This is a genomic window from Roseivivax isoporae LMG 25204 (assembly GCF_000521865.1).
GTDB classification, from domain to species: Bacteria; Pseudomonadota; Alphaproteobacteria; order Rhodobacterales; family Rhodobacteraceae; genus Roseivivax; species Roseivivax isoporae.
Genome location: NZ_JAME01000043.1, coordinates 1 through 13,728, shown reverse-complemented (window position 1 = coordinate 13,728; position 13,728 = coordinate 1). Strand labels below are relative to the sequence as shown.

At 65.5% G+C, this 13,728-nt stretch carries 11 protein-coding genes; 4 read left to right on the top strand and 7 right to left on the bottom strand.

The features are described 5' to 3' along the window. Window positions 1-97: 97 nt before the first annotated feature. Window positions 98-1,006, top strand: a complete 909-nt coding sequence (locus RISW2_RS20005; protein ID WP_043774326.1) for a LysR family transcriptional regulator — start codon at window positions 98-100, stop codon at window positions 1,004-1,006. Window positions 1,007-1,423: 417 nt separating this feature from the next. Here RISW2_RS20005 and RISW2_RS25515 read toward each other — a convergent pair whose 3' ends face one another. From RISW2_RS25515 to RISW2_RS19990, 3 genes are all read right to left on the bottom strand, one after another. Further along, window positions 1,424-1,576 (bottom strand): ATP-binding cassette domain-containing protein, encoded by a 153-nt coding sequence (locus RISW2_RS25515; RefSeq protein WP_211238728.1) that lies wholly within the window; start codon window positions 1,574-1,576, stop codon window positions 1,424-1,426. Between the two features lie 206 nt (window positions 1,577-1,782). Further along, window positions 1,783-3,252: a sodium/proline symporter PutP gene (gene putP, locus RISW2_RS19995; RefSeq protein WP_043774324.1), complete on the bottom strand. Its 1,470-nt coding sequence runs from the start codon at window positions 3,250-3,252 to the stop codon at window positions 1,783-1,785. Window positions 3,253-3,600: 348 nt separating this feature from the next. Next, on the bottom strand, window positions 3,601-4,329 hold the full coding sequence (locus tag RISW2_RS19990) for an NAD(P)H-dependent oxidoreductase (protein ID WP_043774322.1): 729 nt from the start codon (window positions 4,327-4,329) through the stop codon (window positions 3,601-3,603). A gap of 94 nt (window positions 4,330-4,423) precedes the next feature. On the opposite strand from RISW2_RS19990, the gene RISW2_RS19985 reads away from it, so the two are divergent. Continuing rightward, window positions 4,424-5,359 (top strand): LysR family transcriptional regulator, encoded by a 936-nt coding sequence (locus tag RISW2_RS19985; protein WP_084615484.1) that lies wholly within the window; start codon window positions 4,424-4,426, stop codon window positions 5,357-5,359. Between the two features lie 176 nt (window positions 5,360-5,535). Here RISW2_RS19985 and RISW2_RS19980 read toward each other — a convergent pair whose 3' ends face one another. From RISW2_RS19980 to RISW2_RS19965, 4 genes are all read right to left on the bottom strand, one after another. After that, complete coding sequence (locus tag RISW2_RS19980; RefSeq protein ID WP_244437668.1) at window positions 5,536-6,810, bottom strand: serine hydrolase domain-containing protein; 1,275 nt, start codon at window positions 6,808-6,810, stop codon at window positions 5,536-5,538. A gap of 49 nt (window positions 6,811-6,859) precedes the next feature. Next, window positions 6,860-8,203: an alginate export family protein gene (locus tag RISW2_RS19975; RefSeq protein ID WP_084615483.1), complete on the bottom strand. Its 1,344-nt coding sequence runs from the start codon at window positions 8,201-8,203 to the stop codon at window positions 6,860-6,862. A 294-nt stretch (window positions 8,204-8,497) separates the two neighbouring features. Next, window positions 8,498-9,292, bottom strand: coding sequence for an SDR family oxidoreductase (locus RISW2_RS19970; protein ID WP_043774318.1), 795 nt, complete (start codon window positions 9,290-9,292; stop codon window positions 8,498-8,500). A 271-nt stretch (window positions 9,293-9,563) separates the two neighbouring features. Beyond that, on the bottom strand, window positions 9,564-10,634 hold the full coding sequence (locus RISW2_RS19965; RefSeq protein ID WP_043774316.1) for a hypothetical protein: 1,071 nt from the start codon (window positions 10,632-10,634) through the stop codon (window positions 9,564-9,566). 419 nt (window positions 10,635-11,053) lie between these two features. On the opposite strand from RISW2_RS19965, the gene RISW2_RS19960 reads away from it, so the two are divergent. Next, the gene (locus RISW2_RS19960; RefSeq protein WP_043774313.1) at window positions 11,054-11,728 is read left to right on the top strand and encodes a DUF938 domain-containing protein; all 675 of its coding nucleotides are present in this window, start codon (window positions 11,054-11,056) and stop codon (window positions 11,726-11,728) included. Between the two features lie 47 nt (window positions 11,729-11,775). Continuing rightward, complete coding sequence (locus RISW2_RS19955; protein ID WP_043774311.1) at window positions 11,776-12,255, top strand: VOC family protein; 480 nt, start codon at window positions 11,776-11,778, stop codon at window positions 12,253-12,255. Window positions 12,256-13,728 lie beyond the last annotated feature (1,473 nt).

Sequence of the window (13,728 nt, the reverse complement as noted above, 5' to 3'; positions counted from 1 at the left end):
TCAGCTCCTTCCTGCAGTTCCGACCTCTTATTAGCCCAGCGATGCGATCCGGCATTAGCCCCTGTGATTTTGTTGCGTTAAGTAGTTTATCTACTGAATGGACCCGCGTAGCTTCTCCGATCTCGCAGTTTTCCACCGTGTCGCCGCCGCGGGCAGCTTCACCGCCGCGGCTCGCAGCCTCGGAGTGACACAGTCCGCCGTCAGTCAGACCGTGAAGCGCCTCGAGGAAGAGCTGGGGATCAGGCTGCTGTCCCGTTCGACGCGCAGTCTTGCCCCGACGGCGGCCGGCGAGCGGCTGCTCGCCACGCTGGTCCCGGTGATGGCGGAGGTCGACGCGGAGATCGAGAACCTCGCGCGCCTGCGTGAGCAACCGGGCGGGCGTCTGCGGATCACGTGCGGGAAACACGCCGCCGATACGCTCGTCTGGCCGGCCTTCTCGCGGCTGATGGCGGCGCATCCCGAAATCGACGGCGAGCTGAGCATAGAGAACCGGCACGTCGATATCGTCGCCGAGCGGTTCGATATCGGGATACGGCTGCGCGAAGACCTGGACATGGACATGATCGCCGTACCCGCCGGGCCGCCATTGAGAGCCGTCGTCGTCGGAGCTCCGCAGTATCTCGAGACCCGCAACCCACCGCGCACACCGCGCGACCTGTCCGCGCATCGCTGCGTCGGCTTTCGAAACGCCGGCGGCACCCTGTCGCCGTGGTCCTTCGAAAAGGACGGCAACGCCGAGAGTGTGCGGGTGTCTCCTTCTATCGTTGTCAACGATGGTGACGCGCTCGTCGGCGCGGCGTGCGCGGGAATGGGCCTCGCCTACATGCTCGAGGACCTTGCCTCGGCTGCTCTGAGGGACGGCCTGCTCGAAGAAGTCCTCTCCGACTGGTGCCCCCGCTTTCCGGGCTACCACGCCTTCTATTCGAGCCGACGCCAACCGACCCGTGCCTTCACCTTGTTCCTCGAGTGCCTGAGACAGGAGGCTGAAAGGAAGCCCCACAAGTAGGCGGTGACGTCGTGCCGTGCCCGAGGCAGCCTTCTGACTGGGCCGTCACGCGATCCCCGGGATGGCATTCTGTGCAGGCTTTCCCTTCGATCCTTGACGATCCTGCCATCGTCCAGCTCGACCACGCGGTCTGCCAAGTCGAGGATGCGCAGATCGTGGCTGACGATGACGGTTATGGTCCCCCCGGGGCGCGGCAGCGGTCCATGCACAGCTGCAGCGCCGCGAGGCCCCCGACCTTTTCGAGCGCCGCCGTGTCGGATCGCCCCAGTCATGCACCTGAAGGTCCATCACCACGTTCTGCTGCGCCGTGACGCTGGCATGCAGTTTGTGCGCCCGGAAGATGAACCCGAGGCGCCCGCGCGTGTCGATCCGGCTGACCTCGTCGGATGCGAACGATTCCTGGTCCAAGGCCCTTACTCAGCCGGAATGACTCTCGCGCAAACATCCCATGGTGGTCTGCAGCGCGGTCTTGCCCGAGCCCGACGGCCCCATGAGGACGGTGAGCGATCCCCGGTCGAAGGTGAGGTTCAGGTCGAGAAGGGCCACCCGGTAGGCGTTGACGATGCGCAAGACCATCCGATCGCCACACCGAAGGCGAAGATCGGGCCAGTCGGACGCTCGGTCATCCGGCATCGGATCTCATGATCCACGGCTTCGGTGATTGAATGGATGCGGACCGTGGACGCGTTCGGCACGCCGGATTGCGGAGAGGAGAGTGGACATCATCCCGACCGTTCGACAGCAGGGGCCGGATCTCCGGCCCCTGCAGGCATGTCTCATTCCGCCGGTGACGCTTCGGCGGGTCTGAACTCGCCCTGATCGGCAGTGGCGAGGCTGACCGCGTAGATGGCCAGCCAGGACAGCGCGAACCCCGGGATCATCTCGTAGAGGCCCGTTGCGGCCTTCAGGCCGGTGAAGATCCAGAGACCGACGGTCGCGGCCCCCACCACGAGACCCGCCACGGCGCCTGCGCCGTTCATGCGCGGCCAGGTCAGGGACAGGATCACCAGGGGCCCGAACGCCGCTCCGAAGCCCGCCCAGGCATTGGCGACGAGGCCCAGGACCTGGCTCTCGGGGTCGCCTGCTATGAGCGCGGCGACGATCCCGACCACGACCACGGCAATGCGCCCGACGGTGACGAGGGTGGTGTCGGAGGCGCTCGTGTTGAGCACGAGCTTGTAGAAATCCTCGGCCAGCGACGACGACGAGACCAGAAGCTGGCTCGACACCGTGGACATGATCGCGGCCAGGAGAGCCGCCAGAAGGAAGCCGGTGATCAGCCCGGGAAAGAGGTTCTCGGCGAGATAGATGAAGATGGTCTCGCTGTCTCCGATCGAGACGCCGTTCCGCTCGACATAGGCACGCCCGAAGATGCCGACCCCCACGGCGCCGATCAGGGCAATTCCCATCCATGCCATGCCGATGTTGCGCGCAGTCGATACCGCCGCGACGCTCTTCACCGCCATGAAGCGGACGATGATGTGCGGCTGGCCGAAATAGCCGAGCCCCCAGGCGAGAAGCGAAACGAACCCGATAACGGTCATGTCGGAGTTCCAAAGACCGAGGCTGAATCCCTCAACCTCCGACAGCGTTTCCCGCGCCTGGTCGAATCCGCCGCCTTCACCGGCATAAAGCACGATCGCCGGCATGATGATCAGCGCCAGCATCATGATCAGGCCCTGGCAGAAATCGGTGAGCGACACGGCCAAAAAGCCGCCGACGACCGTGTAGGCAAGAACGACACCGAGGGTCAGCCAGACGCCGAGCTGGTAGCTGCCGTCGAAGGCGCTCTGGAACAGCTTGCCCCCGGCGACGAGGCCCGAGGCAGTGTAGACGGCAAAGAAGACCACGATGATCACCGCCGAGACCATGCGCAGCGTGCCCCCCTGCGAGGGAAAGCGGTTGGCCAGAAAGGCCGGGATCGTCAGCGAGTTGTCGTAGCGTTTCGTCTGTTCCCTCAGGCGCGGCGCGACGACGATCCAGTTGACCAGCGCACCGATGAAGAGACCGATGCCGATCCAGGCCTCGACGAGACCCGAGGCGTAGAGGGCCCCGGGCAAGCCCAGCAGCAGCCAGCCCGACATGTCCGACGCCCCGGCGGACAGCGCGGCGACGGCAGGAGGAAGATTGCGTCCCCCGAGGATGTATTCCTCGGAACTCGACGTGGCATTCCTGTAGGCGTAGATGCCGATCCCGAGCATCAGGATGAAATAGGCCGCCAGGCTGATGAATACTCCCAAAGACATAATGCCCCTCCGATCCGTTCTTGTTTTAGGCGACAGGGCCCAATTGGCCTGACCCGTCCGACCATGACTGATCATGGCGGCTGATCAAGTCTCCCGTGTACCGCGCCGTATCCGCGGGTCTTGGTCCCACGCCAAGGTCCGGCAGGGCCGAAACGCGGCTCGCCGTCGTCGAGACGGCAAGAGCCTGCAGCAACAGCGCGAGACGGGCCGTGTCCAACGGTCATCGGCCGGTGTCAATCCGCGACAGGCCTCCGTCCGCGCCGTTGCAGGTCGCAAGACGACAGAACCGACCCAGGATCCCGGCGCCGCCTGCACGTGACCTCCGGAACGCGCGGGGTTCATACGGCCTTACCGCGGGAGCGCGCTTCCCTCTTCGTTCCAGTCGGCCCAGCCCGGAAACCGCAGGGGCTCGATGCCGTGCAAACCCGCCAGATGCGAGGCCCATGCAGCGAGGTTGCCGCGCAACCGCTCCTCCAGGCTGTTTCGGCCCTCGTAGCTGTAGCCATGTCCCTGCACCCCGTAGGAGACGAAGGGCGGCAGGACCGAGAAACCCATGTAGTGCAGCGAGTACTGGACCGGCCAGAGCATCGTCTCGAAGTCTCCGCCGCGGCTCCCCGGCCCGAACGCGGCGCGGGGCGCGCCGGTCGTCACGGACACCAGCGCGCGGCGCCCCGTGAAGTAGCCCGTGTCGTAGCGCATGCCGCTCGTGTAGAGGCCGCCGCTCACGAACACGCGGTCCATCCAGCCTTTCAGGATGGCCGGCGGACCGTGCCACCAGAGCGGAAACTGCAGGATGACCAAATCGGCCGCCTCGAGGAGGGTGATCTGGGTCGTCACATCATCCGGCACGGTGCCGGTCTTCCAGGCATGGCGCTGCTCGGCAAGCGGCGCGAAGTGGTCGGGCTCCGCGCGGCGCGGGTAGTGCTGCCCGCTCTCGACCGGGTCGAACCCGGCCCCGTAGAGATCGCTCACCGTCACGGTTCCGCCCCGGTCGCGCAGCGTGCGCTCTGCGGCGCGCGTGAGGGCGCCGTTGTAGGAGGCAGGGTCAGGATGGGCATGGACGATATGGCTGTGCATCTTCGGTTCCCTCGTGATCCGTCGCGTCGGACCTGACATTGTCCTTTCGGATCTGATATGTCGTCAGACGTTTTCGACAGCGGACATTTCACAGATGAACGACGCGCTCGACTGGAACGATTACCGGACCGTCCTGCGGATCGCGGAGGCCGGTTCGCTGTCCGCAGCTGCGCAGGCCATGGGGTCGAGCCATCCGACGCTGTTCCGGCGGATCAACGCGGTGGAGGAAAAGCTCGGCGTGCGGCTCTTCGAGCGCTTCCGCACGGGCTACCGGCTGACGGCCGCGGGCGAAGAGGTCGCCGCCACCGCGCGCGCGATCGAGGAGCTCACGAACGAGACCGAGAGGCGCGTCGGCGGGCGGGACCTTCGGCCGTCGGGTGTCGTGCGCCTCGCGACAACCGACACGCTGTTCAGTGGTCTCCTGGCCCCGGAGATCGCCCGGTTGAGAGAGCTGGAGCCCGGGATCGTGCTCGAGGTCGCCGTGTCGAACGAGATCTCCGATCTCGCCTTCCGCGAGGCGGACATCGCGATCCGCCCTGCCACGGCGCCGCCCGGCCACCTCGTCGGTCGACGGCTCGGACGCATCCGGCAGGCGATCTACGCGTCGCAGGCCGTCGCTGTCAGCGAAACGGACGAACTTGACTGGTCCACCCTGCCCTGGATCGGTCCGAGCGCCTCGACGCCCTACCCCCAGCTTCACGCCTGGATGCGGACCGCGGGATGCGACCGCGCCTGCGTGTCCCGGATGGACAGCGTGCTCGGCATGCACGCGGCCGTCCGGGCCGGCATCGGGATCGCCGTGCTCCCCTGCTACCTGGCGGAGTCAGATCCCGCAGTTCGACGTCTCGGGGGAGCGCTCGAGGACCTCTCCGTGGACCTCTGGCTTCTGACACATCCCGACCTGCGGCACACCGCCCGCGTGCGGGCCGTCATGGACTACATTGGCAGCAGACAGGGGGCGATGGCCCGAGCGATCGACGGGCCCGACCGGTCACTCGGGTGTGGCGATCAATCGAGCCAATGCCGGTGACCTGACCTTCGGCACGGGTCGAACGAGCCGGCCATGGACGGACCTTTCCGACGTTCGCGACGGGTCCCCGGTCAGCGCCGCGACGTCGCGGGCGACCGACGGGTCCTGCGCCGCGCCGGCTTTCCGCGCACATCGCCGTCACAAGCCGCGTCAGCGCGCATTTCCGGACCCCGGCATCAGTCTTGCGACATGAGGAATTCCGCGACCGCCTGGTAGGCAGGAAGCGACGTGGGGTCGATGAGGCCGTTCTGGGCTTGCGGGAAGGACGCGAGACGCACCAGCACCATCTCGGCCGTCGGATCGACGTAGATCGTCTGGCCGTGGACCCCGCGCGCGGCGTAGGCGCCATGGTCGTTGTGGAACACCCACCATTGGCTGGTATAGCTTCCCGCGCCGATGGTGGGGAAGCGGTCGCCGAACTTGGACCGGTCACCGCCGGCGCGAATGTTCTTCACGACCTCGGCGGGGAACACGCGCACGCCGTTCAACTCGCCCATGTTCAGCATCAGCTGGCCGAGGCGTCCCAGATCGCGCAGGCCGGCGCTGATCCCGCCGCCTGCGAAGGGCACGCCCTTGCCGTCGACCGTCTGATAGGCGGACTGCTCCGCCCCCATCGGGCGCCAGAGCCGCTCCGATGCAAGGTCGGTGACCGACTTGCCGGAGACGCGGCTGATGATCCAGCCCAACATGTCGGAGTTGATGGTCTTGTAGTGGAACGCGTCGCCGTGCGCGCCTTCGGGGCCGACCTGCCGGAGATATTCCCAGTAGCCGTCCGGTCCCTCGTACCCTTCCGGCTTTGGCAGCGGACTGGCTGCCGCGGCATAACGCCAGATGTCGGCGGTTGGGTCGGAGTAGTCCTCGGAATACTTCACGCCCGTGGTCATGTCCATGACCTGGCGGACGGTGGCCGTCGCAAAGGCGCTGTCGCCGATCTCGGGTATGATCTCGCGCACCAGGGCGGTCTCGTCGAGCGCGCCCTCGACCACCATGATCTCGGCCAGAAGTCCCGTGATGGACTTCGTCATCGACATGATGGCGTGCTGGCCGGTTTCCTCGAGACATCCGAAGTAGCGCTCGTAGACGACCCTGCCGCGATGCAGGATCAGGATGCCGTCGGTGTAGTTGGCGTGGAGGCTCTCCTCCCAGGTCATCTCCGCGTCGCGGTTCTGCGGCGTGAAGGTCAGCGCGTCGATCTGCTGGCGCAGATCGGCGAAGTCGTGCGGCTCGGGATAGTCGAGCGGAACGGGCGCATCGAGGCCGCGACCGATCTCCTCGGTCGGAAGGAATTCGCGCAGGTGGCAGACAGACCAGCGAAGCTTTGGAAAGCTGAAATAGACGCTGTCGGGCTGGGTGATCAGCTTGTCGGGCGGCGGCGGGAAGCCCTGCATCCAGCCCATGACATTCGGATCGGAGTCCTGCGCCGTCAGCGGCTCGGACTGTCCATGGGCCATTGTCGATGCGCTGAGCGCCACGGAAAGCCCCACGGCAAGCGCGACCAGACTAGAAGTTGACGACAACATTCACGAACCCTCCTGCCCAGTGGTCCGCGTCCCGGCCGACGATGTCTTCGATGCCTCCGCCCGGAAAGGACACCGAGACGCCCGCGGTCAGGAACGTGTTGGGATTGATGATGCGCGCGTATTCGACGAACAGATCGTCGGCGAGATGCGCATCCGTGACGCCGGATACGACATCGCCGTTCACGTCGGCACGGGTGGCCTGACCGAACTGCACCGGGCTGCCCAGCTCGTTTGCCCGGATATGTGCGTAGCGGAGCGTCCAAGTGTCGGCCTGCGTCGGCTGCAAGCGGAGCGCCAGCGTCAGCGCGTTGACGTTCGAATTGATGAAGGTCGAGGCGGATTTTGATCCGGTCGCCCAGGCGCTCGGACTTCCCTGGTAATAGAGCGGGTCGAACCTCTCGAGCGTCGCGGTATCGGGATCGTCACCCGAAAAGCTCTGGTAGCCGAGCGTCAGGCTGGGCGACCATGCCGTGGTTGCGAAGGCATATCCGGCCGTCACCCGCCCGGCCCAGGCCTCGAGGTCGATCCTGTCGCTCCACTGAACGGCAACCTCGCCGGTGAAGGACCAGTTTCCCGACACTTCCGCGACAGGGTTCGCACTGCCATACAGACCGAGGGTCCGCGTCCCTTCCCGCGCGCCCGGCGTCACCCGCGGGGCGCCGGTCCCCCCCGGGGCAGCCTGCGGATAGGGCGTATCGGAGGCGAGCACGTCGACGTAGGTCGCGCCCAGATAGCCGCCCGCGGGATCATCGAACCGGATGTCGAGCCCTGCCAGTTCGTTGCTGCCATCGGCGGACGGCAGCTCGTTCGGATCGAGATAGAAAGCCGTACCGGTCACGCCGCCGAACGAAAGCCGCGCGATCGCTGCCCTTTCCCACGCTTTCCTGGGCCCGAACTTCAGCGCGCCACGCTCGAAACCGCTGGTGGCGCCGTTCGCGATCAGCATGCCCGTCCCGAGCACAAGTTCACGCGGGCCGACCGAGACGTCGTAGGACAGGCCGGTGCCGAGGACACCGCTGAGCGCCAGATATGCTTCCTCGAGCGTGGTGTCGCCGGTATCGCCGGTGTCGAAGGCATCGGTACCCCACGTATAGGACGACACCGCGGAGAGCTTGCCGTAAAGCCTCGTCCCCGGATCGAGCCGGTATTCGAAGCTGACGCCGGGCTTCAAGTAGCCCTCCAGCCAACCGGTGTCGGGATCGAAGCCGCTGCCGGGAGACGTGGTTGCGGCGAGATCCCAGAACAGGTTGCGCTCGGCGACCGCGTTCAGGCCGATCTGGAGATGCCCGCGCACGCTCAAGCCGCCCCGTTCGTGGAACAGCATCGGGTCCCGGTCCTGCGCTGACACCGCCGCCGGCGCGCCCAAGGTCCCGACGAGACCCGCGAGCGCCGGGGCAAACCAGCGACGGGAAGAAATGCACGGGGATACCGGGTCGGAGGTCCGTCCTCGCCCGCGGGACAACAGGATCGCGCTCTGCATCGGACCGCTCCACACTGCACGGAACCAGCTTGACGTGAAGCGCACCAACGTCAAGCGCATAGCTCTTTCCGCTCGCCCCGGAACTCGCCACGGAGGAGGCGGAGGGAAGCCATCGCGGCGCCTCCGCCGCGACCGACGTCAGTCGCCGGGTGTCGCCGCCGATCCGGCAAGAAGCCCGCCATCAATCGTGAGCTCGGCCCCGGTCATGTAAGCGGCTTCGTCCGAGGCCAGCATCACTGCCAGTGCCGCCACCTCCGTTGCGTCCCCGAAACGGCGCATCGGAGTGTCCGCGACCATGGCGGCCTCGCGCTCGGCACGATCCGGTCCGGTGCCCAGCATGGGTTCCCACATGGGAGTCATGATCGCTGCCGGGTGGATCGAGTTGCATCGGATCGCAAGACCCTGACCGGCGCAGTAGAGCGCGACGGATTTCGTGTGGTTGCGGATCGCCGCCTTGGACGCAGCATAGGCGGCCGCCATCGGCACGCCGACGAGCCCGGAGCGCGACGAGATGTTTATGATGCTCCCTGCCCGCCTGGCACGCATGGCGCGGATGGCATAGCGGCAGCCGAGGAATGTACCGTCGGTGTTGACCGCGTGAACGGCCCGCCAGTCGGCCAGGCGGCCGTTCTCCGGGTCGTGCGCGGGCGGCAAGCCGTCGACCGCGCCCTCGAAGCCGGTGACGCCCGCATTGTTCACCAGCACGTCGAGCACGGGAAACCGCTCGGCCATCTTCGCCCAATCCTCCTCGCTGGACACGTCCAGCCGGGCGAAGGTTGCGCCTATCTCGCGGGCCAGGGCGCGACCCGCCTCCACGTCGATATCCGTGACGATCACGGTCGCGCCCTCTTCACGAAAGGCTCGGGCGATTGCGGCACCGATGCCGCGTGCGCCCCCGGTGACGAGGGCGATCTTGTTCTCAAGTCTGGGCATTGAAAGTCCGATGGGTTCGCGTCGGATGGAGTGCGGGACACCACGTGCCCGCTGCGCTGGTCCGCCTGGATGGCGGCACGTCCGGATTACCGGTTACGCTGATCCATCGTCGTTCGCTCCTCTCAGGATGGCACCGGGGTAGGGGCCCCCGTCCCGCAGGTCAATATCCTCAATCGGTCGTGTTGCGCGCGCCGGGCACGCCTGCCCCCCGGCGGATCCCCGCGGCAAAGGCGTCAAGCACCGCCGCAGGCCTTCGCGCCGGCATTCTCTCTCAATGCAGGTTGCTCTTGCCCGTCTGCTCCTGCTTGCGCGCCTGCCTGAGGAACTGCTCCGGATCCACGGTGCTCATGACGTACTCGCACGCCGCTTCGAAGTCGGCATCGGGTTCTGATGCCGCGATCTCCGTTGCCATGTCCTCGAATTCCTGCAGGCCCACGCTGTCGCGCTTGAGCAGCACAGCCCGGGTATTCTCGTGGGTCTCGCAATCCACGACGAGAAACCGGACGTGCTCGGAGTTCTTGAGACGGTCGTACGCGGGGTTCGGGAGGGCATGCAGGTCGACGAAATGTTCCTGGGTGAAGCCATGCGGCGTGTCCGGAGAGATCTGCCAGAGCCAGTAGCCGACGCTGCCGTGCGGTGTCGGAACCACGCCGGACACCAGGCCGACGACCAGGTCCGGTTCCTCACCGGCCGCTTGGGCAAGCTCACTGTCGCAGGCGCAGAGGACAACGGTCTCGAGCCCTGCCTGCGTCACCATCTCATGAAAGAAGATCGCCTGAGGAAGCTCCTCGAACTCTTCCTCTTCGTCATCCCCCGCCGGATCATCGGGGGCCTGATCAACCATGCGCGCGGCCACGCTGTCCGGAGCGACCATCCCCTTCTCGATGTCGTCGTGGATGAACCCGGCCGAGTAGCGGATGCCTTGCCGAACAAGATCGAGATGGGCGTTCGGGTCGGTCGTGGTGGTAGAGGAGATGCCGAGGAACCGCGCGCTGTAGACGGGCACGTCCTTGACCTTCGGGATGCCGCGGAAGACGCCCAGCACGATCAGGTTGTGGCCGGATTGCAGGGCAGTGTTCACCGGCTCGGTATCCGCGACGAGATGCACGAGAGAGTTTGCAACGAGCTCCTCGAAGCTCATGCCGTTCTGAGCCCTGCGCGTGCGAAGCTGGTCCCAGTTGTCTTCACCGAAGAGCGTCCCGATGACCTGGACATAGTCATCGCCCTCGGGCGTTCCGAAAACCCTGGGCTTTCCCTCGAAGGCATCGCGCCGGATGGTGAAGCTCGTGAAATCGGTCTCGCCGAAGACGTGGAGGATGAGGCGGTCGTCGAGTTCGGACATGTCAATCTCGCCTGGTTCGGAGGTTCGTCGTCGCTATGGCCGATGTCCGGTGTCAACGACTGCGACGCGGTGCGGTTCACTTCGGGATGATTTCCGAAATATCCGGTTCAAGTGACCACGCGGACCGCGACCGTCAAGGCCGGCGCCAGGATCGCCGCACAACGCCCCGCGGCTTCGGCCCGCGAGAGAGGCGGGGAAAGCCGCCGACCGCGATCCGACCTGGACAGGCATGCACGCAGTCCGCGTCGCCATCCGGCCCGTCCCCGAGCGCCAGGGCGTCCCGCGTTGAACGCGGCGTCTTCCGTCGGCGCGCATCGGATATGTCGGGGACCCGCAGGCGGCGGGACGTCCTCTCGACAGGCTCGCCTTGCGGACACCTGCAGGATACCAAGACGTGACCGCATGAAGGGAGAGCCCCGATGTCCGCGAGAATGCCATGGGACCCCCTCGCCGACCCGGCCGCGACAGCGGCTTCGCATCCGGGCCTCAGGCATGCTCCGGCGACTGCGCGCAACCGAAGGCCGATCGCCGATGCCCTGGCAGGCCTGCTCCCGAAGGACGCCTGCACAGTCCTCGAGATAGCGTCGGGTTCAGGTGAGCATGCCCTCTGGATGGCGCGTGCTCTGCCCCATGTGACCTGGATCCCGAGCGAAACTACGGCCGAGGGCCTCGCGGGCATCGAAGCCTGGCGGGCTCTCTGTCCGGAACTCTGCGGCCGCGTCCTGCCACCTGTATTGATTGACGCGAGAAGGCTGCCTTGGCCTGGTCACCCGGTAGATGCCGTCTTCGCAGCGAACCTGACTCACATCGCTTCATGGTCCGCCACTCTCGGCCTGATCGAGGGCGCCGCGGGCCGGTTGGGGGAGAACGGCCTCCTGCTCGTTTACGGGCCCTTCAAAGAAAACGGAACGTTCAACGGAGCCGGGAACGCGGCCTTCGACGCCGATCTTCGGATGCGAAACCATGACTGGGGCTTGCGCGACCGCGAAACCCTGACTGCGGCGGCCATCGCACAAGGCTTCGAAGTGGCAGACGCGGTCTCGATGCCGGCCAACAACCTGCTTCTTGCCTACCGGCGCCCCGGCTCTTGCTGACCTCGCCGACCCGAACCTAAGCTTGCGCGTCGCATGGAGGAACCGACATGGACAGCATGCAGAAGCCCTGCATCGGCCACACGCACCTGAAAGTCGCCGACCTGGAACGGGCGATCGCGTTCTGGCGCGACGTCATGGGCATGGATCTCGTGCAACGCTACGGCACCCAGGCGGCGTTCATGTCCTGGGGCGGCTACCATCACCACATCGGGCTGAACACCTGGCACAGCGCCGGCGGGAGACCACCCGCAAAGCACCACACCGGCCTCTTTCACGTCGCGCTCCTTTACCCGACCCGGCAAACATTGGCGGCGGCCGCAAAACGCGTTCTCGACGCCGGTGTCGACATTTACGGCCATGCCGATCACGGCGTCTCGCTCGCACTCTACTTCGACGACCCCGATGGCAACGGTGTCGAGATCTACTGGGACAAGCCGCGGGACGACTGGCCGTGGCAAGACGATGGCAGCCTGAAGATGCGGAACGACAACTTCGACGTGGCGGCGTTCCTCGCCGAAGCGAGCTAGACAGGCGCCAGCACCGACCTTGGCCTTCGGACAAGCGGCGTCACGATGTGCGAGATCACGAGCGCCGGGCCGACCGGCATCGATCCAGCGAGACCTGCGGCACATGACCCGCGCAGAGGTCCCGGCCCTGCGCCGCGGGCCGTTCGCATTGGTTGCAATCGCCAGGCCGCCGGGCGTAAGCCTCTGATACACGACCAGATTCTCGACAAGCGGGTTTGGGCCGGATGGCGGAGCGGACGGGAGAAAGTTTGAACACATTTTTTGATGAACTGAAGGTTCTTGCCGCCGGGATCATGGCAGGAAAAGGCTCGTAGGATGATCTCTGGCGGCACGCGGCGGTAGCAGCGGCATGTTCTTCGCGTACCGCGGTTGGAAGTCAGGCCCTCCCCACAATCCGCGCGGGCAATGATCGGACAGGCTGCTCTCACTTCGCGGGCGCAGCCTGCCGATATTTCCAGTATTCTCTTGGAATGCCGGCAACGAGCTCACTCACTCTGGCGCCGTGTCAGCGAGGCGCTTCACCGGTCTGACCATCCTGAACCCATGGGAACTCTTGGCTGGCGGTGGGAAGAGCACGACTGTCAGCCCAAAAAGCCCGGCCACATAGAATAACTGAATTGACGGACCAACGATACCCAAGGACGCCGCTGCCATGGAGCGGCTTAGTCCTATCCCCACTGAGTGACATGAAGTACAGGGCTGGTTGTTTTGACCGTTGAGCGGGCATTTTCCGCGGTGGGCCTACCTGCTCTCTCCATGGCGCTGCAAGACAGCCTGGCGCTGTGGCGAAGCGGGTTGTCACATGCAACTCAAGATAATCCTGTGCTCTGATCGGTCGCGTGCATCGTTCGCGAACGCCCGCGCGCTAAGAGGTCACCTGAGGGACCATGCGCGATCAATGTTACGCTGCCAATGCAGCTCGGAAATTTCAGCTTCCTCCGGAAACCGGCCGACCCGCCAGCACCTATGCCCATGCAAGGGGAGTCTGCTGGACCTTGCCGCTATTGGCATGATGACGCCTTTGATAACTTGGCCAATAAATCTTGCCGTCCCGTCTAAGCGCGCTTGCTGACACTCCGAGGTTGCCGTTTGTTTGCTTTACGGTCACGGCGCAGGGGGCGAGCCGCTCAACCCTGCAAACCTACGCTGTTCGGCTTTTGAACCATCGTGCCTAAGGTGTTGGCCTTAAATACCTGGTGCACGATAGTGTCGTTCCAGTGCTAATCGGGGCGGCAATTTACACCCGGAATTAGAGATTTTCATTGCTGCGCGCGACAAAGATGACGCCGCGAGAACGAAGCATTTTTTCCTGACTACCCGGAAAAATGCTTCGCCTCCAGAGCATCCGGCCAATCTCGCTTGTGACAGACGAAACAAGCGAGGTGTCCCGCAGCAGTGACCATCCAACATTGACAGCTCGCTGATTTGGCGCCCTCCAACCGCGGCGCGAGACTGAACTGGCCCCGGTTTCGA